At 53.7% G+C, this 24,340-nt stretch carries 18 protein-coding genes; 14 read left to right on the top strand and 4 right to left on the bottom strand.

All coding sequences use genetic code 11. The features are described 5' to 3' along the window. The first annotated feature begins 9 nt into the window (after window positions 1-9). The 7 genes from rarA (at window position 10) to ACOTX3_RS01395 (ending at window position 8,960) form a co-directional block, all read left to right on the top strand. Window positions 10-1,353 carry a replication-associated recombination protein RarA gene (gene rarA, locus ACOTX3_RS01425; protein WP_013097318.1) on the top strand — a complete coding sequence of 448 codons (1,344 nt, stop codon included), beginning with the start codon at window positions 10-12 and terminating at the stop codon, window positions 1,351-1,353. A 92-nt stretch (window positions 1,354-1,445) separates the two neighbouring features. Continuing rightward, window positions 1,446-2,738 (top strand): serine--tRNA ligase, encoded by a 1,293-nt coding sequence (serS, locus tag ACOTX3_RS01420; RefSeq protein WP_008499983.1) that lies wholly within the window; start codon window positions 1,446-1,448, stop codon window positions 2,736-2,738. A gap of 210 nt (window positions 2,739-2,948) precedes the next feature. Next, window positions 2,949-5,393 carry a dimethylsulfoxide reductase subunit A gene (dmsA, locus tag ACOTX3_RS01415; protein ID WP_013097317.1) on the top strand — a complete coding sequence of 815 codons (2,445 nt, stop codon included), beginning with the start codon at window positions 2,949-2,951 and terminating at the stop codon, window positions 5,391-5,393. Between the two features lie 10 nt (window positions 5,394-5,403). Next, window positions 5,404-6,021 (top strand): dimethylsulfoxide reductase iron-sulfur subunit DmsB, encoded by a 618-nt coding sequence (gene dmsB / locus ACOTX3_RS01410; RefSeq protein ID WP_029882994.1) that lies wholly within the window; start codon window positions 5,404-5,406, stop codon window positions 6,019-6,021. Window position 6,022: 1 nt separating this feature from the next. Beyond that, window positions 6,023-6,886: a dimethyl sulfoxide reductase anchor subunit family protein gene (locus ACOTX3_RS01405; RefSeq protein ID WP_058679348.1), complete on the top strand. Its 864-nt coding sequence runs from the start codon at window positions 6,023-6,025 to the stop codon at window positions 6,884-6,886. A 274-nt stretch (window positions 6,887-7,160) separates the two neighbouring features. After that, window positions 7,161-8,309, top strand: a complete 1,149-nt coding sequence (locus ACOTX3_RS01400) for an MFS transporter (RefSeq protein ID WP_013097314.1) — start codon at window positions 7,161-7,163, stop codon at window positions 8,307-8,309. A 123-nt stretch (window positions 8,310-8,432) separates the two neighbouring features. Beyond that, window positions 8,433-8,960 carry an anti-virulence regulator CigR family protein gene (locus ACOTX3_RS01395; RefSeq protein WP_058679349.1) on the top strand — a complete coding sequence of 176 codons (528 nt, stop codon included), beginning with the start codon at window positions 8,433-8,435 and terminating at the stop codon, window positions 8,958-8,960. 36 nt (window positions 8,961-8,996) lie between these two features. Here the strand turns inward: ACOTX3_RS01395 and pflA are convergent, their stop codons facing one another. From pflA to ycaO, 4 genes are all read right to left on the bottom strand, one after another. Continuing rightward, window positions 8,997-9,737, bottom strand: coding sequence for a pyruvate formate lyase 1-activating protein (gene pflA / locus ACOTX3_RS01390; RefSeq protein WP_014831281.1), 741 nt, complete (start codon window positions 9,735-9,737; stop codon window positions 8,997-8,999). Between the two features lie 198 nt (window positions 9,738-9,935). Beyond that, window positions 9,936-12,218 (bottom strand): formate C-acetyltransferase, encoded by a 2,283-nt coding sequence (gene pflB / locus ACOTX3_RS01385; protein WP_013097311.1) that lies wholly within the window; start codon window positions 12,216-12,218, stop codon window positions 9,936-9,938. Between the two features lie 51 nt (window positions 12,219-12,269). After that, the gene (focA, locus tag ACOTX3_RS01380) at window positions 12,270-13,127 is read right to left on the bottom strand and encodes a formate transporter FocA (protein ID WP_013097310.1); all 858 of its coding nucleotides are present in this window, start codon (window positions 13,125-13,127) and stop codon (window positions 12,270-12,272) included. A gap of 406 nt (window positions 13,128-13,533) precedes the next feature. Further along, window positions 13,534-15,294, bottom strand: coding sequence for a 30S ribosomal protein S12 methylthiotransferase accessory factor YcaO (gene ycaO / locus ACOTX3_RS01375; protein WP_038981416.1), 1,761 nt, complete (start codon window positions 15,292-15,294; stop codon window positions 13,534-13,536). Window positions 15,295-15,422: 128 nt separating this feature from the next. On the opposite strand from ycaO, the gene ACOTX3_RS01370 reads away from it, so the two are divergent. The 7 genes from ACOTX3_RS01370 (at window position 15,423) to ACOTX3_RS01340 (ending at window position 24,315) form a co-directional block, all read left to right on the top strand. Then, a complete protein-coding gene (locus tag ACOTX3_RS01370; protein WP_013097308.1) occupies window positions 15,423-16,115 on the top strand; it encodes a DUF421 domain-containing protein in 693 nt (230 codons plus the stop codon). Between the two features lie 162 nt (window positions 16,116-16,277). Further along, entirely contained in the window at window positions 16,278-17,366 is a 1,089-nt protein-coding gene (serC, locus tag ACOTX3_RS01365) for a 3-phosphoserine/phosphohydroxythreonine transaminase (RefSeq protein WP_028028021.1), read from the top strand. Window positions 17,367-17,434: 68 nt separating this feature from the next. Beyond that, entirely contained in the window at window positions 17,435-18,724 is a 1,290-nt protein-coding gene (gene aroA, locus ACOTX3_RS01360; protein WP_058679350.1) for a 3-phosphoshikimate 1-carboxyvinyltransferase, read from the top strand. Window positions 18,725-18,909: 185 nt separating this feature from the next. Continuing rightward, complete coding sequence (cmk, locus tag ACOTX3_RS01355) at window positions 18,910-19,593, top strand: (d)CMP kinase (protein WP_013097305.1); 684 nt, start codon at window positions 18,910-18,912, stop codon at window positions 19,591-19,593. A 111-nt stretch (window positions 19,594-19,704) separates the two neighbouring features. Beyond that, on the top strand, window positions 19,705-21,378 hold the full coding sequence (gene rpsA / locus ACOTX3_RS01350) for a 30S ribosomal protein S1 (protein WP_008499966.1): 1,674 nt from the start codon (window positions 19,705-19,707) through the stop codon (window positions 21,376-21,378). Window positions 21,379-21,548: 170 nt separating this feature from the next. After that, window positions 21,549-21,836, top strand: a complete 288-nt coding sequence (gene ihfB, locus ACOTX3_RS01345) for an integration host factor subunit beta (protein WP_003858233.1) — start codon at window positions 21,549-21,551, stop codon at window positions 21,834-21,836. 214 nt (window positions 21,837-22,050) lie between these two features. Then, complete coding sequence (locus tag ACOTX3_RS01340; protein WP_127869019.1) at window positions 22,051-24,315, top strand: ComEC family protein; 2,265 nt, start codon at window positions 22,051-22,053, stop codon at window positions 24,313-24,315. The last annotated feature ends 25 nt before the right edge of the window (window positions 24,316-24,340 follow it).

Genomic DNA, 24,340 nt, shown 5'->3' with positions numbered 1-24,340 from the left:
GAGGCATGAGTGGGCAACCTGTCGCTCGATTTTTCAGATAATGCGTTTCAACCTCTGGCCGCGCGTATGCGGCCAGAAAATTTAGCTCAGTATATTGGCCAGCAGCACCTGCTGGCTGCGGGTAAGCCGTTGCCGCGGGCCATTGAGGCCGGGCATCTGCACTCGATGATCCTCTGGGGACCACCCGGTACCGGTAAAACCACGCTTGCTGAAGTGATCGCCCGCTACGCTAACGCGGACGTCGAGCGCATCTCGGCCGTCACATCCGGTGTGAAGGAGATCCGCGAGGCAATCGAGCGCGCGCGCCAGAACCGTAACGCCGGGCGACGAACCATCCTCTTTGTGGACGAAGTCCATCGCTTTAATAAAAGTCAGCAGGATGCATTCCTGCCGCACATCGAAGACGGCACCATCTTTTTCATTGGTGCCACCACCGAAAACCCGTCGTTTGAACTCAACTCGGCACTGCTTTCCCGGGCGCGCGTCTACCTGCTTAAATCGCTCACCACCGAGGATATTGAAAACGTCCTCACCCAGGCGATGGACGACAAAGCCCGCGGCTATGGCGGACAGGACATTGTCCTGCCTGACGACACGCGTCGGGCAATTGCGGAGCTGGTCAACGGCGATGCGCGGCGGGCGCTGAATACCCTGGAAATGATGGCCGATATGGCCGAAGTCGACGACGCCGGCAAACGGGTATTAAAACCGGAACTGTTGACCGAAATTGCCGGTGAGCGTAGCGCCCGTTTTGATAACAAAGGCGATCGCTTTTACGATCTGATCTCGGCGCTGCATAAGTCGGTACGCGGCAGCGCGCCGGATGCCGCGCTTTACTGGTATGCACGCATTATCACTGCCGGTGGCGATCCGCTGTACGTCGCGCGTCGCTGTCTGGCGATTGCCTCAGAAGATGTTGGCAATGCCGATCCGCGCGCCATGCAGGTGGCGCTTTCGGCCTGGGATTGTTTTACTCGCGTCGGGCCGGCAGAAGGTGAGCGCGCTATTGCTCAGGCGATTGTCTATCTGGCCTGCGCGCCGAAAAGTAATGCCGTCTATACCGCATTCAAAGCGGCCATGTCGGATGCGCGTGAGCGCCCGGACTACGATGTGCCGGTGCATCTGCGTAATGCGCCAACGAAGCTGATGAAAGAGATGGGGTACGGGCAGGAGTATCGTTACGCTCACGATGAACCCAACGCTTACGCGGCCGGAGAGGAGTATTTCCCGCAGGAAATGGCACAAACCCGCTATTATCACCCCACAAACAGAGGTCTTGAAGGCAAGATTGGCGAAAAGCTCGCCTGGCTCGCCGGACAGGATCAAAATAGCCCTATAAAACGCTACCGTTAGTTCAGTCGTTGCGGTAATGTTGGCATTGTATCCCTGTGGCTGCAGGCTGTGGCCACATTTTCCTATTTTAATTCGATAAGCACAGGATAAGCATGCTCGATCCCAATCTGCTGCGTAATGAGCCAGACGCAGTCGCTGAAAAACTGGCACGCCGGGGCTTTAAGCTGGATGTAGATAAGCTGCGCGCTCTTGAAGAGCGTCGTAAAGTTCTGCAGGTACAAACTGAAAATCTGCAGGCAGAGCGTAACTCTCGATCGAAGTCCATCGGCCAGGCGAAAGCGCGCGGGGAAGATATTGAGCCATTACGCCTGGAAGTGAACAAACTGGGTGAAGAGCTGGACCAGGCGAAAGCTGAGCTGGACGTTCTTCAGGCCGAAATTCGTGATATCGCCCTGGCTATCCCGAACATTCCTGACGACAGCGTTCCTGTCGGTAAAGACGAAAACGACAACGTTGAAGTGAAACGCTGGGGTACGCCTCGTGAGTTCGACTTCGAGGTTCGCGATCACGTTACTCTGGGCGAAATGCACGCGGGCCTGGACTTTGCGGCAGCCGTGAAGCTGACCGGTTCTCGCTTCGTGGTGATGAAAGGTCAGATTGCTCATCTGCACCGTGCGCTGGCACAGTTCATGCTGGATCTGCACACCGAGCAGCACGGTTACAGCGAAACCTACGTTCCATATCTGGTTAACCACGATACTCTGTACGGTACCGGACAACTGCCGAAATTTGCAGGCGATCTGTTCCATACCCGTCCGCTGGACGAGGAAGCCGACAGCAGCAACTACGCGCTGATCCCAACCGCGGAAGTGCCGCTGACCAACCTCGTGCGTGATGAGATCATCGACGAAGACGACCTGCCAATCAAACTGACGGCGCACTCTCCGTGCTTCCGCTCTGAAGCGGGTTCTTACGGCCGTGACACGCGTGGTCTGATCCGTATGCACCAGTTCGATAAAGTTGAAATGGTACAGATCGTTCGTCCGGAAGAGTCCATGGACGCGCTGGAAGAGATGACCGGCCACGCGGAGAAAGTGCTGGAGCTGCTCGGTCTGCCGTACCGTCGTATGGCGCTGTGCACCGGTGATATGGGCTTTGGCGCCTGCAAAACCTTCGATCTGGAAGTGTGGGTACCTGCGCAGAACACCTACCGTGAAATCTCCTCCTGCTCTAACGTCTGGGATTTCCAGGCGCGTCGTATGCAGGCACGCTGCCGCAGCAAGTCCGACAAGAAAACCCGTCTGGTGCATACCCTGAACGGCTCTGGTCTGGCTGTTGGCCGTACGCTGGTTGCCGTGCTGGAAAACTATCAGCAGGCAGACGGACGTATTGAGATCCCTGAAGTTCTGCGCCCATACATGAAAGGCCAGCAGTACATCGGCTAATTCTTTGCCTTACAACAAAAAAGCGCCTTTTGGCGCTTTTTTTATACCCTCGGTTTGATACGACGCAATACCCCCTCCCTCTAAAGTAGTAATACTCCTGCGAATGAAAGCCAGCATAAAACACGCATAATGCATTAGCTCGTTATATATAAAACTATATCGCGGTTAATTCCGCCCCTTATTCTTTGTGAGCAACCAAAGTGAGTCTTTATGAAAATCAAAGCGCCTGAAGCGTTAATGGCTGCCGAGGTCACTCGCCGTGGGTTGATGAAAACCACGGCAATTGGCGGTCTCGCCGTTGCCAGCAGTGCCTTCACTCTCCCTTTTACCCGACTGGCGTCGGCGGCGGATGCGTTGTCCCCGGCTACGGCCCCGGAAAACGTAGTGTGGAGCGCCTGTACCGTAAACTGTGGTAGCCGTTGTCCATTACGTATGCATGTGGTGGATGGCGAGATCAAATACGTCGAAACCGACAATACCGGTGACGATAACTACGACGGCTTGCATCAGGTTCGCGCCTGTCTGCGTGGCCGCTCAATGCGCCGCCGGGTTTATAACCCGGACCGTCTGAAGTACCCGATGAAACGCGTCGGTAAGCGCGGGGAAGGGAAGTTCGAGCGCATCAGCTGGGATGAAGCTTACGATATCATCGCCAGCAATATGCAGCGTCTGATAAAAGAGTACGGTAACGAATCCATCTACCTGAACTATGGCACCGGAACGCTCGGGGGAACGCTGACCCGCTCCTGGCCACCGGGCAAAACGCTGGTGGCGCGCTTGATGAACTGCTGCGGCGGTTATCTCAATCACTACGGTGACTACTCTTCTGCACAGATTGCTGCCGGTCTGAACTACACCTACGGTGGCTGGGCAGACGGTAACAGCCCGTCCGATATCGAAAACAGTAAACTGGTGGTGCTTTTCGGTAACAACCCTGGTGAAACGCGTATGAGCGGCGGTGGGGTAACCTATTACCTTGAACAGGCTCGCGCCAAATCTAACGCCCGGATGATCATCATCGATCCGCGTTATACCGATACGGGGGCAGGCCGGGAAGATGAGTGGATCCCTATTCGCCCGGGCACCGATGCGGCGCTGGTCAGCGCGCTGGCGTGGGTCATGATCACCGAGGACCTTGTCGATCAGCCATTCCTCGATAAATACTGCGTCGGCTATGACGAGAAAACCCTGCCCGCCAGTGCCCCTGCCAACGGGCATTACAAGGCGTATATTCTGGGCCAGGGCAGTGACGGCGTGGCGAAGACCCCGGAGTGGGCATCAAAAATCACCGGGATACCGGCGGAACGTATTGTCCAGCTGGCGCGTGAAATCGGTTCAGCGAAACCGGCCTATATCAGCCAGGGCTGGGGGCCACAGCGTCACGCGAATGGCGAAATCGCCACTCGTGCTATTTCGATGCTCTCCATTCTGACCGGTAATGTGGGTATTAATGGTGGGAATAGTGGCGCGCGCGAAGGTTCCTATTCGCTGCCGTTTGAACGGATGCCAACCTTGGAAAACCCGGTTCAGACCAGTATCTCCATGTTTATGTGGACCGACGCCATTGAGCGCGGGCCGGAGATGACCGCCCTGCGCGATGGCGTACGGGGCAAAGACAAGCTGGATGTGCCGATCAAGATGATCTGGAACTACGCCGGTAACTGCCTTATTAACCAGCACTCGGAGATCAACCGCACCCACGAAATCCTGCAGGATGACAAGAAGTGCGAGATGATTGTGGTGATCGACTGCCACATGACCTCATCGGCGAAATATGCGGATATTCTGCTGCCGGATTGCACCGCCTCGGAGCAGATGGATTTCGCGCTGGATGCCTCCTGCGGCAACATGTCCTACGTGATCTTTACCGACCAGGCCATCAAACCGCGTTTCGAGTGCAAAACCATCTATGAGATGACCTCTGAGCTGGCGAAACGTCTTGGTGTCGAACAACAGTTCACAGAAGGCCGCACTCAGGAAGAGTGGATGCGTCATCTGCATGAACTTTCCCGTAAAGCGATCCCTGACCTGCCGGATTTCGATACCTTCCGCAAGCAGGGCATCTATAAACAGCGCGATCCGCAAGGGCACCACGTGGCGTACAAAGCCTTCCGCGACGATCCGCAGGCGAATCCGCTGACCACGCCATCGGGCAAAATCGAGATTTACTCCGAAGAGCTGGCAAACATTGCCGCAACCTGGGAATTGCCGGAAGGGGATGTTATCGATCCCCTGCCGATCTACACGCCCGGGTTTGAAAACTATAACGATCCGCTGACCGCAAAATTCCCGCTGCAACTGACCGGATTCCACTACAAAGCGCGCGTTCACTCCACCTACGGCAACGTTGATGTGCTGAAAGCCGCCTGCCGCCAGGAGATGTGGATTAACCCGATGGATGCGAAAGCGCGAGGTATCAGCAATGGCGATCGCGTGCGTATCTTTAACGGTCGCGGCGAGGTGCATATCGAAGCCAAAGTGACGCCCCGCATGATGCCTGGTGTTGTCGCGTTGGGGGAAGGCGCGTGGTACAGCCCGGATGCAAACCGCATCGACCAGGCTGGCAGTATTAACGTACTGACCACGCAGCGCCCATCGCCGCTGGCGAAAGGCAACCCGTCCCACACAAACCTTGTTCAGGTTGAGAAGGTGTAAGGAGTAACCGATGACAACCCAGTATGGATTTTTTATTGATTCCAGCCGTTGCACCGGGTGCAAAACCTGCGAGCTGGCCTGCAAGGATTACAAAGACCTGACCCCGGACGTCAGCTTCCGCCGGATCTACGAATACGCGGGCGGCGACTGGCAGGAGGATAACGGCGTCTGGCATCAGAACGTCTTTGCCTATTACCTGTCGATTGCCTGTAACCACTGTGAAGATCCGGCCTGCACCAAAGTGTGTCCGAGCGGGGCAATGCACAAGCGTGACGACGGGTTTGTGGTGGTGAATGAGGATGTCTGCATCGGCTGCCGCTACTGCCATATGGCCTGCCCGTACGGTGCGCCGCAGTACAACGCTGCCAAAGGCCACATGACCAAGTGCGACGGCTGCCATGACCGCGTCGCAGAGGGCAAAAAGCCGATTTGCGTGGAGTCCTGTCCGCTGCGCGCGCTGGACTTCGGCCCGATTGACGAGCTGCGTAAAAAACACGGCCAGCTTGCGGCCGTCGCGCCACTGCCGTCCGCGCACTTCACCAAGCCGAGCATTGTGATTAAACCTAACGCCAACAGCCGCCCGACGGGAGATACCACCGGCTATCTGGCAAACCCGAAGGAGGTGTGAGATGGGAAGTGGATGGCATGAATGGCCGCTGATGATCTTCACGGTCTTTGGGCAGTGCGTGGCGGGTGGTTTTATTGTGCTCGCGCTGGCGTTACTGAAAGGCGATTTGAAAGCTGAACAGCAGCAGCGCGTGGTGCTGAGTATGTTTGGTCTGTGGGTGTTGATGGGGATCGGTTTTATTGCCTCTACGCTGCACCTCGGCTCGCCAATACGCGCGTTCAACTCTCTCAATCGCGTGGGGGCATCCTCACTGAGTAACGAAATTGCCAGCGGGGCGATCTTCTTTGCCGTCGGTGGGCTGGGGTGGCTGCTGGCAGCCCTGAAAAAGCTTCCTGCGGGGCTGCGCAACGTGTGGCTGATCGTGACAATGGTGCTGGGCGTGGTCTTCGTGTGGATGATGGTGCGGGTTTATAACACCATCGATACCGTTCCCACCTGGTATAGCGTCTGGACGCCAATGAGTTTCTTCCTGACGATGTTTATCGGTGGGCCGCTGCTGGGCTACCTGCTGCTGCGCGTGGCGGGTGTGGACGGTTGGGCGATGCGTCTGCTTCCCGCCGTTTCGCTGTTGGCGCTGGTGGTGAGCACGATGGTTGCGCTGATGCAGGGCGCTGAGCTGGCAACCATTCACAGCTCCATTCAGCAGGCCTCAGCCCTGGTGCCAGATTGCGGTTCTCTGATGGCCTGGCGTGTGATGTTGCTGGCTGTTGCGCTGGTGTGCTGGATTGCCCCTCAGCTTAAAGGTTATCAGCCCGCACTGCCGTTACTGTCAGTGGCCTTTGTGCTGGTGCTGGCAGGGGAGTTGATCGGTCGCGGTGTGTTTTACGGCCTGCATATGACGGTAGGCATGGCTATCGCCAGCTGATTTGATTTTTCGTTATAAAAAGCCGGGACATAGCGCCCGGCTTTTCTTTTTTCCATCATGAAATTTTTCAACTGATGTTTGGTATTAAAAATCCCCTGAAATAAATAAAAACAACCAGATAATTAATATCAGTAGCAGACTTTGCATTAGCAGGATGAGTTTTTTAAATCGACATGGCACATATCGTGCGTGACGCCTGAATCGGTGGATTGACTTTGTTTTTGCCAGTGGCATGATGCGCACGAAATCTGAACTTCCTCACGGTTTTTAATCCATGACCATCTATACCCGGCCAGTGCTCCTGTTGCTCTGTGGCCTGCTTTTGTTGACCCTGGCGATCGCAGTGTTGAATACGCTCGTCCCGCTATGGCTTGCCCATGAAAACTTACCAACCTGGCAGGTGGGTATGGTCAGCTCGTCCTTTTTCACGGGGAACCTGCTGGGCACGCTGATGACGGGGAGCCTGATTAAACGCGTTGGCTTTAACCGCAGCTATTATCTGGCCTCGCTGATTTTCGCTGCCGGCTGTGCCGGGCTGGGCCTGATGGTCGGCTTCTGGAGCTGGATGATCTGGCGCTTTATCGCTGGCGTAGGCTGCGCGATGATTTGGGTCGTGGTGGAAAGTGCGCTGATGTGCAGCGGTACCTCGCGCAACCGGGGACGTCTGCTGGCAGCGTATATGATGGTCTATTACGTCGGAACCGTGCTTGGGCAATTAATGGTCAGCAAACTGCCGACCGACCTGATGAGCGTTCTGCCGTGGGTAACGGGCATGGTCCTGGCGGCGATCCTGCCGCTGCTCTTTACACGCATTGTGAATCAAAACAGTGAGCATCAGGAAGCGACCCACGTCTGGCCGATGCTGAGACTGCGACAGGCGCGTCTGGGCGTGAACGGCTGCATCATCTCCGGAATTGTTCTGGGGTCGCTTTATGGTCTGATGCCGCTCTACCTGAACCATCAGGGCGTCAGTGATTCCGGGATCGGCTTCTGGATGGCGGTAATGGTCAGCGCGGGCATCGTCGGACAGTGGCCGATTGGCCGTCTGGCAGACCGTTTTGGGCGTCTGCTGGTATTGCGCGTTCAGGTCTTCGTGGTGATCATGGGTTGCCTTGCCATGCTCAGCAATGCCGCGATGGCGCCAGCGCTGTTTATTCTGGGGGCGGCAGGCTTCACACTTTATCCGGTCGCGATGGCCTGGGCTTGTGAAAAAGTTGAACATCACCAGCTGGTGGCGATGAACCAGGCGCTGTTATTAAGCTATACCATAGGCAGTTTGCTGGGGCCGACATTCACCGCGATGCTGATGCAGAATTATTCCGACAATTTGCTGTTTATCATGATTGCCAGCGTGTCGTTTATTTATCTCTTAATGCTGCTGCGCAAAGCGGGCGAACATCCCACGCCAGTGGCGCATGCCTGATGAATTAAAAGCCAGTCATTGACTGGCTTTTTTGTCCCCATCACATATAAGAATTTTACGCATTGTTTGTTTATCACGCCAGGCGATAATTCAGGTGAGTTCTAACACTAAAAGGCAGCAATCATGGCTACACGTCGTTTAACCACTACCGCACTGGCAGTAGTGTTGTCTTTAACGTTTGCTACAGCACCGGTCATGGCTAACCCTGGAAACGGGAATGGCGGTGGTGGTCACGGTAACAGTGGCGGACAAGGTAATGGCGGTAATCACGGCAACGGGAATTCCGGCAATCATGGCAACGGAATGTCCGATACTCATGGCAATAAAAAAAGTGGTCAGGACAACCCGGGTAAATCGAATAAAAGCGTCAGCGATGATGTCGATGCTCGCGTGAGCTTCGATCATGCTCGCCATCTGGCAGTGAACTATGGATTAACGGGATATGAATCGCTGCCTCCGGGCATCGCTAAAAACCTCGCGCGCGGCAAACCACTGCCTCCAGGTATTGCGAAGAAAACCGTGCCAGCCTCCATGCTGGGCCAGCTCCCTAACTATCCTGGCTATGAGTGGCGCGTGGTCGGTGACGATCTGGTCCTGGTTGCGCTGAGTACTGCGATTGTGACTTCCATTATTAATGGTGTCTTTAAATAAAATACAAAAAGGCCCGGTTCTCACCGGGCCTCTTCTTTAATACATGACCTTGTGTCCGTATTGTTCCAGAATACCTTTCACGCGCTCCATCGTCTCTTTCTTCGGCGGCTTAACGCCATCAAGCTTATATTCTTCACCCATCGCCACCCATTTATGTTTACCCAGTTCATGGTAGGGCAGAAGCTCAATTTTCTCGACGTTGCCCATATCGCGGGTAAATTCGCCCAGACGATGTGCGGAATCATCATCATCAGACCAGCCTGGAACCACGACATAGCGGATCCAGGTTTTAATGCCCTTGGCTGAAATATATTTGGCGAACTCCAGCGTACGGTGGTTGGATACGCCAACCAGGTTCTGGTGGATCTCATCATTCATCTGTTTGAGATCGAGCATGACCAGGTCGGTGACTTCAAGCAATTCATCGATGACCGGATCGTAGCGGCGCACAAACCCGTTCGTGTCGAGGCAGGTGTGTATGCCTTCTTTGTGGCAGGCGCGGAACCAGTCGCGCACAAATTCCGCCTGAAGAATGGCTTCACCACCGGATGCGGTGACGCCCCCGCCGGACGCGTTCATAAAGTGGCGGTAAGTCACCACCTCTTTCATCAGATCTTCAACGGTCACTTCTTTGCCGCCGTGCGTATCCCATGTGTCACGGTTGTGGCAGTACAGGCAGCGCATCAGGCAGCCCTGGAAAAAGGTGATAAAACGGATGCCCGGGCCATCAACAGTGCCACAGGATTCAAAGGAGTGAATGCGACCAATAATTGACATTGCGGTGATATCTCCGAATTTGGCCCATCCCGGGGCCTGTGTTGATGCACAGCTCAAAGGCTATGTCGAGTCTGTTTTGGCTGTTATCCATTCAGTATAGATAGCGGCCAAAAGAGACTGGGGTGGGGAAGAAAAAGGCCCCACTGACGTGGAGCCTTTATTGTACGCTTTTTAACGCGTGATTTCAGTCAATTCCAGTTACATGGACTGAGTGAAAGTACGGGTGATAACGTCCTGCTGCTGTTCTTTAGTCAGGGAGTTAAAGCGTACTGCGTAGCCAGATACACGGATGGTCAGCTGAGGATATTTCTCAGGGTGTTCCATTGCGTCGAGCAGCATTTCACGGTTCATGACGTTCACGTTCAGGTGCTGACCACCTTCGATGGACGCTTCGTGGTGGAAGTAACCATCCATCAGACCCGCGAGGTTGGTTTTACGCACTTCGTCGTCTTTACCCAGCGCGTTTGGCACGATAGAGAAGGTGTAAGAGATACCATCTTTCGCGTAAGCAAACGGCAGTTTTGCAACGGAAGTCAGAGAGGCAACCGCACCTTTCTGGTCACGACCGTGCATTGGGTTAGCACCTGGGCCAAATGGCGCGCCAGCACGACGACCGTCTGGGGTGTTACCGGTTTTCTTACCATACACAACGTTAGAGGTGATGGTCAGAACAGACTGAGTCGGGATAGCGTTACGGTAAGTGGTCAGTTTCTGAATTTTCTTCATGAAACGTTCAACCAGGTCAACCGCCATGTCATCAACGCGAGCGTCGTTGTTACCAAACTGCGGATATTCGCCTTCGATTTCGAAGTCGATAGCCAGACCGTCTTCGTCACGAATTGGTTTAACTTTCGCATATTTGATAGCAGACAGGGAGTCAGCAGCAACGGACAGACCTGCGATACCACACGCCATGGTACGGATAACGTCACGGTCATGCAGCGCCATCAGAGAGGCTTCGTAGCTGTACTTGTCGTGCATGTAGTGGATAACGTTCAGTGCAGTAACGTACTGTTTCGCCAGCCAGTCCATGAAGTGATCCATGCGATCCATGACTTCGTCATAGTTCAGCACATCGCCTTTGATTGGTTCAGACTTAGGACCAACCTGCATTTTCAGTTTTTCATCAACGCCGCCGTTGATAGCGTACAGCATGGTTTTCGCCAGGTTTGCACGCGCACCGAAGAACTGCATTTGTTTACCAACAACCATTGGGCTTACGCAGCATGCGATAGCGTAGTCGTCGTTGTTGAAGTCCGGACGCATCAGGTCATCGTTCTCATACTGCAGAGAAGAGGTGTCGATGGACACTTTAGCGGCGAATTTCTTGAAGTTCAGAGGCAGTTTTTCAGACCACAGAACGGTAATGTTCGGCTCCGGAGAAGGACCCATGGTGTACAGGGTGTTCAGGAAGCGGAAGCTGTTTTTAGTAACCAGAGTACGGCCATCTACACCCATACCACCGATAGATTCGGTTGCCCAGATTGGGTCACCAGAGAACAGTTCATCATACTCTGGGGTACGCAGGAAGCGAACCATACGCAGTTTCATGACCAGGTGGTCAATCATTTCCTGAGCGTCTTGCTCGGTGATTTTACCTGCTTTCAGGTCACGTTCGATGTACGCATCCAGGAAGGTGGATACGCGACCGAAGGACATTGCTGCACCGTTCTGAGACTTAACTGCGGCCAGGTAGCCGAAGTAGGTCCACTGGATAGCTTCCTGAGCGTTAGTTGCAGGACCAGAGATATCGCAGCCATATTTAGCAGCCATCTCTTTGATCTGACCCAGCGCACGGTGCTGTTCAGCGATCTCTTCACGCAGACGGATAGTCGCTTCCAGGTTTACGCCGTTTTCCAGATCGGACTGCAGGGAAACGAACTGCGCGTATTTGTCTTTCATCAGGAAGTCGATACCGTACAGCGCAACGCGACGGTAGTCACCGATGATACGGCCACGGCCGTAGGCATCTGGCAGACCAGTCAGAACACCGGATTTACGGCAGTTCAGAATGTCTTTGGTGTAAACATCGAATACACCCTGGTTGTGGGTTTTACGGTATTCGGTGAAGATTTTTTTCAGCATTGGGTCCAGCTCGCGGTTGTACGCTTTGCAGGAACCTTCAACCATTTTGATACCACCGAACGGGATGATCGCACGTTTCAGTGGTGCTTCAGTCTGCAGACCAACGATTTTCTCAAGGGCTTTGTTGATGTAACCAGCATCGTGAGAAGTGATGGTGGAAGCAACGGAGGTGTCAAAATCAACTGGCGCGTGAGTGCGGTTTTCCAGTTTTACGCCTTCCATTACGCTGTCCCACAGCTTGGTGGTCGCTTCAGTTGCGCCAGCCAGGAAGGATTCGTCACCTTCATACGGGGTATAGTTTTTCTGAATGAAGTCACGTACGTTTACTTCATTCTGCCAGTCACCTTTTGCAAAACCTTCCCAGGCTGTGGCTAACTTTTCATTAAGCTCGGACATGTAACACCTACCTTCTTAAGTGGATTTTTTATTTACTGCCTGAGATAACCATCAATGATGATCGTCGCCACGCAGGTAAATGACCCAGTATGTCAACCCAACTAACAGACCCCCACCGATAATGTTCCCGATAGTGACAGGGATCAGGTTATCAGTAATGAAATTCATAATAGTCAGGTGAGAGAAACTTTCCGGGGTTGAACCAACTGCAGTCCAGAACTCCGGGCTCGCAAAGTTGCGGATTACAATACCCATTGGGATCATAAACATGTTCGCGATACTGTGCTCGAAGCCGCTGGCAACAAACATCGCAACCGGCAGAACCATAATCATGGCTTTGTCCATCAGGCTACGGCCGGAGTAACTCATCCATACCGCCAGACAGACCATCAGGTTCGCGAGGATGCCAAGTGCAACCGCTTCGATAAATGTGTGGTGCATTTTGTGGTCCGCGGTCTGCAGGACGTTCAGTCCCCAGCCACCGTTGGCGGTCATATACTCGCCAGAGAGCCACATCAACAAAACAAAGAGCAGACAGCCAATCAGGTTACCAACATAGACGTTAAGCCAGTTGCGCGCCAGTTGACCCCAGGTAATTCTTCCGCTGGCTTTTGCTACGACAATCAGCACCGTTGAGGTGAAGAGGTCGGCGCCGCAGATAACGCACAGAATCAGACCCAGTGAGAAGCAAATGCCGCCAATCAATTTGGCCATGCCGTAAGGCATCGCGGCAGTACCGGTGGTGGCAGTGATGTAGAAGACGAACGCGATAGAGATGAACACACCGGCCGTGATCGCCAGATAGAACGTCTTCATCGGGTGTTTCGTTGCTTTATAGACACCTGCTTCTTCGGCCACTTTGGCCATCGCAGCAGGGAGTAAAAGATCAAAAGGGTTGTCAGCTTTCACACTAACTCTCTCTTTATTAAGTCGGCGACGAGATACTAACAAAGCATTATAGAAGAGAAATTGATATAGATCATATCTCGCCTGGCTTATAGGCCCGCAGTGTGTATGGTTTTACGACAAATGCGGTGTAAGTTTTTGATTATCCGTATAAAAATAAATTTTAAAAGTTATGAAAAGAGTTGAATTTTTTCGGTCGGCCACCTCTGAAACAGTTAATTAATATGGAGTATTTGCCATAAAAAGTAACAGTAAAGCCCAGGTAAATATTATTATATTTACCCATATTTAACTTTATTATTACATTCAACGTTCATTGCCGAAAAAAATAAAAAACGGGGCAATGAAATTGCCCCGTAATATAGCCCAGACGATTAAATACGCCTACTGCTGATAATGTTATATGCGCTTATTTTGACCAGTAAGCGGCTTTTGCTTTCTGCAGTTTTTCATAGGCCTTCAACAGCGACTGATGCGCAGGGAAGGCTTTCAGATCGCTGTCTACCGCCTGCAGTCCGTAGAATGGTGCTTCGCCGCTCAGGGCCGCGCTGGCGGCTTCTACCGCCTCTGCACCGTACATGCGCACGAAGGCGTTCAGGTACTGCAGCGGCTCACGATCCTCTTCCTGCGCAAGAAGCAGGAGGGTTTGCAGGCAGCGGTAGTAGTTGGTGCGCTCGGCAGAGAACACTGACTGGTTGAATTCCATGGTCCACTCGGTCCAGGCCAGGGCCTGATCCAGATCGCCGCCAGCCAGCGCCAGCATCGCTTTCAGCTCGCCGATGCGCAGGGTATACCAGCCGTTGTCTTTACCGGTAGCCAGACCCAGCAGTTCACGTACGCGCGTGAAGTCATCATGGCCTTCGTCGTCCAGCTGGGCGATCAGGTTCAGATAATCCTCTTTTTCCCACTCGCTCCCCGGCAGGGCCAGCAGCGTTTCACGCAGGTGCGCACCCATGCTGTTGTTTGCCAGCCACAGATCTTCAGCCGGATAGATATCGGACATGCCCGGCACCAGAATACGGCAGGCGTAAACACCCAGGTGTTCGTAGTCAGCAATGTAGACTTCTTTATCTTCCGCGTTGAAGATGGCCATCAGGGTAGCGAACTCTTCTTCGGTCGTACCGGCAAAGCTCCAGTCGACGAATGGATAGTCTGCGTCCTGCTTGAACATATCCCAGGAGATCAAACCGCTGGAGTCGATGAAGTGGGTTTCGAGGTTGGTATGCTCGGCCACTTCTTCGTCGTCAAAGGTTGGTGGAGTAAATACATCGAGATCTTTCAGGCTACGGCCCTGTAGCAGCTCGGTGACGGTACGCTCCAGCGCCACGCCGAAGTCAGGATGTGCGCCGAAGGAGGCGAAGCAGGTGCCGTTCGTTGGGTTAAACAGCACAACGCAGATAACCGGGTATTTACCGCCCAGCGAGCCATCATACGCAAAGATAGGGAAGCCTTCTGCCTCCAGCTTAGCAATGGATTCCACCACGCCCGGATAGCGCGCCAGCACGTCGGCCGGAATTTCAGGCAGACTGATGGATTCAGCAATGATGCGGTTTTTAATGTGGCGCTCAAACACTTCTGACAGCCCCTGCACACGCGCTTCATTGCGGGTATTACCGGCGGACATGCCGTTAGAGACATACAGGTTACCGACAATGTTCATCGGGATGTACACGGTCTGTTCATCAGACTGACGGGTGAACGGCAGGGCACAGATCCCACGCTCTTCATTACCCGACTGCAGATCGATCAGCATGCTGGCGGTCAGTTCATTTTCTGGATCGTAGAACGCACGCAGACGCGCATCCAGAATGCCTTCCGGCAGTTCATCGTCTTCGGTCAACGGGAACCATTTTTCATTGGGATAGTGAACAAACGGGCCGTTAGCGATGGTTTCACCCAGCCAGAAATCGGCGAAGAAGTAGTTGGTCGACAGACGTTCAAAATACTCACCCAGCGCAGAAGCCAGCGCCGCTTTTTTCGTCGCGCCTTTACCGTTGGTAAAGCACAGTGCACAGTCTTTATCGCGAATATGCACGGACCAGACGTGAGGCACTGGATTAAGCCAGGAGGCTTCTTCGATATTAAAGCCCAGGTCGGTCAGTTTCTGCTGGAAGCGAGCGATGGAATCTTCCAGGGCGGCGTCTTTGCCGGGGATAAACGTTTGAGTCATGGCGTTCACTTTTATCGTACGTAAAGCGCGCAATGATACGGGTTTTGCGTGACGGGTGCTATCTCCGGCGAAAATAAAAGACTGGGCTATGCTTACTGTCAGTAACTGACTGTTAAGGCATAAAAAAAATGAAAGCATTCGATCTGCAAAGGATGGCGTTTGATAAAGTCCCACCCGAATTTTTAGGCGAAGTGGCGCTGCGTAGTCTGTATACCTTCGTCCTGGTCTTCCTGTTTCTTAAAATCACCGGTCGGCGTGGCGTACGGCAGATGTCGCTGTTTGAGGTGCTGATCATTCTGACGCTGGGTTCAGCGGCGGGGGATGTCGCTTTTTACGATGATGTGCCAATGGTGCCGGTGTTTATTGTCTTCGTCACGCTGGCGCTGCTTTACCGGCTGGTCATGTGGCTGATGTCGAAAAGCGAAAAGCTGGAAGACATGCTTGAAGGGAAACCCGTCGTTATCGTTGAGAACGGACAGCTGGCCTGGGAAAATGTCCAAAGCGCCAATATGACCGAATTTGAGTTCTTTATGGAGCTGCGGCTGAACAGCGTGGAGCAGCTTGGGCAAGTGCGTCTGGCGATAATGGAAACGAATGGGCAAATCAGCGTGTATTACTATCCTGACGACGAGGTTAAGCCAGGGCTCTGTATTCTGCCGGATATGTTGATCGAGCGGTTTAAAACGGTACCGGAATCCGGCGAATATGCCTGTGTAAGATGTAGCCATGTCGTTGCCATGCACGTGGGCGATCATCAATTATGTCCCCGCTGTACAAATCCGGAATGGTCGAAGGTTAGCCGGGCCAAACGCCTTGTCTGACAGCCATTTTGTCGGTTTTGTGACAGCGAGGCGACAGATTGTATTGTGTGACGAAGGGCACATTTCACCGGTCATAAGTTTTAGACATTGCGGCGCGTGTCACTGAATGATAAAACCGATATCCACAGTTATAACTTATGGCTTTTAGCGTGGTGAGGGGAAATGGCTCAAGTCTTTAATTTCAGTTCAGGTCCGGCAATGTTACCGGCAGACGTGCTTAAACAGGCTCAACAGGAACTTTGTGACTGGAACGGTCTGGGTACGTCGGTGATGGAAATCAGCCACCGAGGTAAAGAGTTTATTCAGGTGGCGGAAGAGGCAGAAAAGGATTTTCGCGATCTGCTGAACATTCCCTCGAACTACAAAGTATTGTTCTGCCACGGTGGTGGACGCGGCCAGTTTGCTGGCGTACCGCTGAATATTCTGGGTGACAAAACCACGGCAGACTATGTAGACGCTGGCTACTGGGCTGCCAGCGCGGTGAAAGAGGCGCATAAGTATTGCACGCCAAACGTTATCGACGCCAAAGTGACCGTTGATGGCCTGCGTGCCGTTAAGCCAATGAGCGAGTGGCAGCTCTCTGACAACGCCGCGTATCTGCACTACTGCCCGAACGAAACCATTGACGGGATTGCCATCGACGAGACGCCGAACTTCGGTAAAGACGTGGTGGTTGCCGCTGACTTCTCCTCTACCATTCTCTCTGCGCCGATTGACGTCAGCCGCTACGGTGTCATCTATGCGGGTGCGCAGAAAAATATCGGCCCTGCAGGCCTGACTATCGTCATCGTACGTGACGATCTGCTGGGTAAAGCGCATAAATCCTGCCCGTCGATTCTTGATTACACTGTGCTGAACGATAACGACTCCATGTTCAACACCCCACCGACGTTTGCCTGGTATCTCTCCGGCCTGGTCTTTAAATGGCTGAAGCAAAACGGCGGCGTGGCGCAGATGGACAAGATCAATCAGCAGAAAGCTGAACTGCTGTACGGCGTCATTGATAAGAGTGATTTCTATCGTAACGATGTGGCGAAAGCCAACCGCTCCCGCATGAACGTGCCGTTCCAGCTGGCGGACAGCAACCTGGATAAAGTTTTCCTGGAAGAGTCCTTCGCCGCAGGTCTGCATGCGCTGAAAGGTCACCGTGTGGTAGGCGGCATGCGCGCCTCCATCTATAACGCCATGCCGCTGGAAGGCGTTAAAGCCCTGACCGATTTCATGATTGACTTCGAACGTCGCCACGGTTGATTGCGCTGTTTTCACCCCCGTAGCCCTGCTGCGGGGTTTTTATTATGTTGAGTTGAGAGTTAAGTTTCATGGAATCCCTGACGTTACAACCTATCGCGCGGGTAGATGGCACCATCAATCTGCCTGGTTCAAAAAGTGTCTCGAACCGCGCTCTGCTGCTGGCAGCTCTGGCAAACGGCACCACCGTCCTCACGAACCTGCTGGACAGCGATGACGTGCGCCATATGCTCAATGCGCTGAAAGCGTTGGGAGTTCACTACACGCTGTCTGACGACCGTACCCGCTGTGAAGTGACGGGGAATGGCGGTGCGCTACGTTCAGCCGAGGAACTGGAGCTGTTTCTGGGTAACGCGGGAACCGCCATGCGCCCACTGGCGGCAGCTCTGTGCCTGGGCAGCAACAATATTGTTCTGACCGGCGAGCCGCGCATGAAAGAGCGTCCGATCGGTCATCTGGTGGATGCCCTTCGTCAGGGCGGTGCCCAGATTGACTATCTGGAGCAAGAGAATTACCCACCACTGCGCCTTCGCGGTGGCTTTACCGGCGGCAACGTCGAGGTGGACGGCAGCGTCTCCAGCCAGTTCCTGACGGCACTGTTGATGACTGCACCGCTGGCACCGCAGGATACGGTCATCACCATCAAGGGTGACCTGGTGTCTAAGCCGTACATTGATATCACCCTGCATCTGATGAAAACCTTCGGTGTGGAGGTGGAAAACCACGCGTATCAGCGCTTCGTGGTTCGCGGTGCACAGCAGTATCAGTCTCCGGGTAACTATCTGGTTGAAGGTGACGCCTCATCTGCGTCTTACTTCCTGGCGGCAGGCGCGATTAAAGGCGGTACGGTGAAAGTGACCGGTATTGGCCGTAACAGCGTGCAGGGCGATATTCGTTTTGCTGATGTGCTGGAGAAAATGGGTGCGGTGGTGACCTGGGGGGAGGATTTCATCGCCTGTACACGTGGTGAACTCAACGCCATCGATATGGACATGAACCACATTCCTGACGCGGCAATGACCATTGCCACCGCTGCGCTCTTTGCAAAAGGTACCACGACGCTGCGTAACATCTACAACTGGCGCGTGAAAGAAACCGACCGTCTGTTCGCGATGGCCACCGAGTTGCGTAAAGTAGGCGCCGAAGTGGAAGAGGGCGAAGACTACATTCGCGTAACGCCTCCGGCAAAACTGCAGTTCGCGGAAATCGGAACTTACAACGATCACCGTATGGCGATGTGCTTCTCGCTGGTGGCGTTGTCCGATACACCTGTCACGATCCTCGATCCGAAATGTACGGCGAAAACCTTCCCGGACTATTTCGAACAGCTGGCCCGCATCAGTATCAGTACATTAGCCTGATGACAAGATGCCGCATCACCCGATGCGGCATTTCCTTACGTTTTCTGACGTTTGTTCCCGCACATTTCTTCTACACTCTGCTTCATTAATTCCGTAATTTGCACGCAAAGGTAACAGTTGCGCACGTTGGCGCGTATAATGCGCGGCGTTCATGTTAACGGTATGCCTTTATTAAGGAGAAAAAGATGACGGCAGTTGCCCCGGTAATCACCATTGATGGGCCTAGTGGCGCAGGGAAAGGAACTCTGTGCAAGGCGATGGCGGAAGCATTGCAATGGCATCTTTTAGATTCGGGAGCTATCTATCGCGTGCTGGCGCTGGCAGCGCTGCATCACCATGTTGATGTTGCGTCTGAAGAGGCGCTGGTTCCGCTGGCTGCGCATCTGGATGTGCGTTTTGTCTCGACCGATGGCAACCTCGAAGTGATCCTGGAAGGGGAAGATGTGAGCGGCGAAATTCGTACGCAGGAGGTTGCGAACGCTGCCTCTCAGGTGGCGGCTTTCCCGCGCGTTCGTGAGGCCCTGTTACGCCGTCAGCGTGCTTTCCGTGAAGCACCCGGCCTGATCGCTGACGGACGAGATATGGGGACGGTGGTATTCCCTGATGCGCCAGTGAAAATTTTCCTTGACGCCTCCTCGGAAGAACGGGCTCAACGCCGCATGCTTCAGTTGCAGGAGAAGGGGTTTAGTGTTAACTTTGATCGCCTTTTATCCGAGATAAAAGAGCGCGATGACCGCGACCGTAACCGCGCCGTCGCCCCACTTGTTCCTGCAGAAGATGCATTAGTTCTGGATTCCACCAGTTTAACTATTGAGCAAGTGATTGAAAAAGCGCTACAATATGCGCGCCAAAAACTGGCACTCGCGTAATTGCGACCGATTTAGCAGTACCCCCGCTGCAATGGATTGACGGCGGGTATGTGAAACAACCCCATCCGGCACGGAGCCAGGTGGACGTTAATATTAACCTGAAGATTAAACATGACTGAATCTTTTGCTCAACTGTTTGAAGAATCCTTAAAAGAAATCGAAACCCGTCCGGGTTCCATCGTTCGCGGTGTTGTTGTTGCTATCGACAAAGACGTAGTACTGGTTGACGCCGGTCTGAAATCTGAGTCCGCCATTCCGGCAGAGCAGTTCAAAAACGCCCAGGGCGAGCTGGAAATCCAGGTAGGTGACGAAGTTGACGTTGCTCTGGACGCAGTAGAAGACGGCTTCGGCGAAACCCTGCTGTCTCGTGAAAAAGCTAAACGTCACGAAGCATGGATCACGCTGGAGAAAGCTTACGAAGAAGCTGAAACTGTGGTCGGTGTTATCAACGGCAAAGTTAAAGGTGGCTTCACTGTTGAGCTGAATGGTATTCGTGCGTTCCTGCCAGGTTCTCTGGTAGACGTTCGTCCAGTCCGTGACACCCTGCACCTCGAAGGCAAAGAGCTTGAGTTCAAAGTAATCAAGCTGGACCAGAAGCGTAACAACGTTGTTGTTTCCCGTCGTGCCGTTATCGAATCCGAAAACAGCGCAGAACGCGATCAGCTGCTGGAAAACCTGCAGGAAGGCATGGAAGTCAAAGGTATCGTTAAGAACCTCACTGACTACGGCGCATTCGTTGACCTGGGCGGCGTTGATGGCCTGCTGCACATCACCGACATGGCGTGGAAACGCGTTAAGCACCCAAGCGAAATCGTGAACGTGGGCGACGAAATCACTGTTAAAGTGCTGAAGTTCGACCGCGAGCGTACTCGTGTATCCCTCGGCCTGAAACAGCTGGGCGAAGATCCATGGGTAGCTATCGCTAAGCGTTACCCAGAAGGTACCAAACTGACTGGCCGCGTGACCAACCTGACTGACTACGGCTGCTTCGTTGAAATCGAAGAAGGCGTTGAAGGTCTGGTACACGTTTCCGAAATGGACTGGACCAACAAAAACATCCACCCATCCAAAGTTGTTAACGTTGGTGACGTAGTGGAAGTTATGGTTCTGGATATCGACGAAGAACGTCGTCGTATCTCCCTGGGCCTGAAGCAGTGCAAAAACAACCCATGGCAGCAGTTCGCGGAAACCCACAACAAGGGCGACCGTGTTGAAGGTAAAATCAAGTCTATCACTGACTTCGGTATCTTCATCGGCCTGGACGGCGGCATCGACGGCCTGGTTCACCTGTCTGACATCTCCTGGAACGTTGCAGGCGAAGAAGCAGTTCGTGAATACAAAAAAGGCGACGAAATCGCAGCAGTTGTTCTGCAGGTTGACGCAGAGCGTGAGCGTATCTCTCTGGGCGTTAAACAGCTCGCAGAAGATCCGTTCAACAACTGGGTTGCACTGAACAAGAAAGGCGCAATCGTAAACGGTAAAGTGACTGCAGTTGACGCTAAAGGCGCAACCGTAGAACTGGCTGACGGCGTTGAAGGTTACCTGCGCGCTTCTGAAGCTTCACGTGACCGCGTTGAAGATGCCACTCTGGTTCTGAACGTTGGCGACGATGTTGAAGCTAAGTTCACCGGTGTTGACCGTAAGAACCGTGCAATCAGCCTGTCTGTTCGTGCGAAAGACGAAGCTGACGAGAAAGATGCAATCGCTACTGTTAACAAACAGGAAGATGCAAACTTCTCTAACAACGCAATGGCTGAAGCTTTCAAAGCAGCTAAAGGCGAGTAATATCAAGTCCTCAGCATCCTTTGAGCGGTAACGCATTTATCGCGCGAAGGATGAGGAGCAAACTTGACAGATTGCAGGATTCGTCCTGTAATCAATAACAAAGGGCGGCTACGGCCGCCCTTGTTTAATGAGCTGTTCAGCTAATTGGTTTGAAAGGAACCGGAGGAATCATGACCAAGTCAGAATTGATTGAAAGACTTGCCAGTCAGCAACCGCATATCCCAGCTAAAGCAGTGGAAGATGCCGTAAAAGAGATGCTGGAGCATATGGCCACCACTCTTGCCCAGGGCGAGCGCATTGAAATCCGCGGTTTCGGTAGTTTTTCTCTGCACTATCGTGCTCCACGTACCGGGCGTAACCCGAAGACTGGCGATAAAGTCGAGCTGGAAGGTAAGTACGTTCCACACTTTAAGCCGGGTAAAGAACTGCGCGATCGCGCCAATATTTACGGCAACTGAGTTTAGCCATCAGGTTAAACTGGGTTCAAAAGAAAGCACCTCCGGGTGCTTTTTTTGTACTTATCGTTTTTATTCTGAAGCCGTGCCGCAATCCCCGTGTCGTTTTCTGCAAACCGACAAAAACAGTGCAGCGCGCGCTGTAACCTGCATTTTATTCAACTGACGCCTCTCTCCCTCTTCTTACATACTGCCGCCCTGAAACAGGGAGGTCGTAATGGGAATTCCCACACTAAGTCTGTGCGCCATTCTGGCGATAGTGCCGCTACTCTGGTTACCTGAACTACCTGCACGGCATACTGTATGGATCATGGTTGCCGGTGGGGTGTTGCTGGGCTTACAGCGAAGCTTCAGTCTGAAGTGTATCGGTATGGGGTTGTTATTTTGCGCGTGGGGTATTCTGGCAGCGCAGGAAAGCGTCTGGCCGATGCAGCATCTAACCACCGGTGCAGTCAAGGCTGAGGTAGAGATCACCGCCACCGATGGCGCAACAGTCCATCAGGGGAAACTCGTTGCACTTAATGGCAAACGCTGGTGGGCATCGACGGGCATCGTGCTGTATGGCAATTACCTGCCGCAAAAGGCCTGCGCGGGTCAGCGCTGGGCCATGACGCTCAGGCTCAGGCCTGTACATGGTGAACTGAACGACGGAGGATATGATCCTCAGCGAAATGCTTTTGCCCGCCATCAAACGTTGAGCGGACGTTTTACACGGGCAGAAATTATTGATGAACGCTGCAGCTTGCGTGCCCGCTATCTGTCATCGCTGCACGACACCCTTTCAGCCTATCGATGGGGAGCGGTGATCCTGGGGCTGGGGATGGGCGAGCGCCTGGAAGTGCCCCGGGAAATAAAAACACTGATGCGTGAAACCGGCACGTCGCATCTGATGGCGATCTCGGGTTTGCACATTGCGCTGGCGGCCTCCATCGTCTGGTTGCTTGCCAGGGGTTTACAGTTTTTACTGCCGTGTCAGTGGATCCGCTGGCAGATGCCCCTGCTTGCGGGACTGTTTTTTGCGGCCTTCTACGCATGGCTAACGGGTTTGCAGCCGCCAGCATTACGCACGGTCATCGCGCTTGCGGTGCTGGCCGCTCTGCGGATCGGCGCGCGTCAGTGGTCTGCATGGCAGGTCTGGTGTAGCTGTATTGCAGCGATACTCATCGTTGATCCGCTGGCGGTGCTTTCTCAAAGCCTGGCGTTGTCAGCGTTTGCTGTCGCGGCGTTGATTTTCTGGTTTCAGTGGCTGCCACTCCCCAGCTGGCGCTGGACTCGCCGGGTGCGACCCCTGATAAATTTACTCTATCTGCAGGTCGGAATGTTGCTTCTGCTCCTGCCTTTGCAGGTGTTGATGTTCCATGGCTTCAGCGTCTCTTCGCTGGTGGCCAATCTCTTTGCCGTTCCGCTGGTGACCTTTATCTCGGTTCCGCTGATCCTGCTCGGTATGCTACTGCACCTGCTCCCGCTGGTCTCCCTGGAGACTGGCGTATGGTTTGCGGCAGATAAGTCCCTGGCCGGTTTGTTCTGGCTGCTGCAGCGTCTGCCTGATGGCTGGCAGGATGTCGATGAGCGCTGGCAGTACCTGACATTGCTGCCCTGGCTGGCCATTATCGGCTGGCGCTTTCGCTCCTGGAAAAGCATGCCGGCGGTGTGTCTGACAGGAACTGTCGTGCTGGCATCCCCATTCATGCGAACGGAGAAAACCGATAGCTGGACGTTGCATATGCTGGATGTGGGGCAGGGGCTATCAATGGTTATTGAGCGGCAGGGTAAAGCGCTTCTATACGACACCGGTCCCGGCTGGCCTGGGGGAGACAGTGCGCAGCAGTTGATTATTCCTTGGTTACGCTGGCATCACCTGCAACCAGAGGGCGTTATTCTCAGTCACGAGCACCTGGACCATGCAGGTGGTCTGGCATCGCTGCAGGCGGCATGGCCCGGCTTATGGGTACGCAGCCCGCTGGGGTGGGCGCAGCATCTTTCCTGCTTTCGCGGGCAGCAGTGGAAATGGCAGGGGCTAACATTGACCGTTCACTGGCCACCGGCTGGACCCTCTGCCCAGGGTAACAATCGCTCCTGCGTGGTTAAAATTGATGACGGTGAGCAGAGTGTTTTGCTGACAGGGGACATTGAAGCGCAAGCGGAACAGGCTATGCTTAGCCATTACTGGCGTTATCTGACGTCAACGGTGATACAGGTGCCGCACCATGGCAGTAATACCTCCTCATCGTTGCCGCTGGTACAACGGGTGGGAGGCGATATCGCGCTGGATTCTGCGGCCCGTTACAATGCGTGGCGATTCCCGTCAGTGAAGGTGGTGAAGCGTTATCGAAAAGAGGGCTATGTCTGGCACGATACCCCACATTCGGGCCAAATATCGGTGACGTTTTCGCAACATGCCTGGCAAATCCGACGGTTGCGGGAGCAATATTTACCGCGTTGGTATCATCAGTGGTTTGGCGCGCCCGTCGATAACGGGTAGAATATGCGGCTATTTCAACAGATGC

Source organism: Enterobacter cloacae complex sp. IR5384 (assembly GCF_049237265.1).
GTDB lineage: Bacteria > Pseudomonadota > Gammaproteobacteria > Enterobacterales > Enterobacteriaceae > Enterobacter > Enterobacter cloacae.
The sequence above is the reverse complement of the archived record's forward strand: the minus strand, read 5'-3'. Positions and strand labels throughout refer to the sequence as shown.

What these genes read in the sequence shown, in the direction of transcription:
- serS (WP_008499983.1), top strand. Translation starts at nt 1,446, where the DNA reads ATGCTCGATCCCAATCTGCTGCGTAATGAGCCAGACGCAGTCGCTGAA.
- dmsA (WP_013097317.1), top strand. Translation starts at nt 2,949, where the DNA reads ATGAAAATCAAAGCGCCTGAAGCGTTAATGGCTGCCGAGGTCACTCGC.
- dmsB (WP_029882994.1), top strand. Translation starts at nt 5,404, where the DNA reads ATGACAACCCAGTATGGATTTTTTATTGATTCCAGCCGTTGCACCGGG.
- ACOTX3_RS01405 (WP_058679348.1), top strand. Translation starts at nt 6,023, where the DNA reads ATGGGAAGTGGATGGCATGAATGGCCGCTGATGATCTTCACGGTCTTT.
- ACOTX3_RS01400 (WP_013097314.1), top strand. Translation starts at nt 7,161, where the DNA reads ATGACCATCTATACCCGGCCAGTGCTCCTGTTGCTCTGTGGCCTGCTT.
- ACOTX3_RS01395 (WP_058679349.1), top strand. Translation starts at nt 8,433, where the DNA reads ATGGCTACACGTCGTTTAACCACTACCGCACTGGCAGTAGTGTTGTCT.
- pflA (WP_014831281.1), bottom strand. Translation starts at nt 9,737, where the DNA reads ATGTCAATTATTGGTCGCATTCACTCCTTTGAATCCTGTGGCACTGTT.
- pflB (WP_013097311.1), bottom strand. Translation starts at nt 12,218, where the DNA reads ATGTCCGAGCTTAATGAAAAGTTAGCCACAGCCTGGGAAGGTTTTGCA.
- ycaO (WP_038981416.1), bottom strand. Translation starts at nt 15,294, where the DNA reads ATGACTCAAACGTTTATCCCCGGCAAAGACGCCGCCCTGGAAGATTCC.
- ACOTX3_RS01370 (WP_013097308.1), top strand. Translation starts at nt 15,423, where the DNA reads ATGAAAGCATTCGATCTGCAAAGGATGGCGTTTGATAAAGTCCCACCC.
- serC (WP_028028021.1), top strand. Translation starts at nt 16,278, where the DNA reads ATGGCTCAAGTCTTTAATTTCAGTTCAGGTCCGGCAATGTTACCGGCA.
- aroA (WP_058679350.1), top strand. Translation starts at nt 17,435, where the DNA reads ATGGAATCCCTGACGTTACAACCTATCGCGCGGGTAGATGGCACCATC.
- cmk (WP_013097305.1), top strand. Translation starts at nt 18,910, where the DNA reads ATGACGGCAGTTGCCCCGGTAATCACCATTGATGGGCCTAGTGGCGCA.
- rpsA (WP_008499966.1), top strand. Translation starts at nt 19,705, where the DNA reads ATGACTGAATCTTTTGCTCAACTGTTTGAAGAATCCTTAAAAGAAATC.
- ihfB (WP_003858233.1), top strand. Translation starts at nt 21,549, where the DNA reads ATGACCAAGTCAGAATTGATTGAAAGACTTGCCAGTCAGCAACCGCAT.
- ACOTX3_RS01340 (WP_127869019.1), top strand. Translation starts at nt 22,051, where the DNA reads ATGGGAATTCCCACACTAAGTCTGTGCGCCATTCTGGCGATAGTGCCG.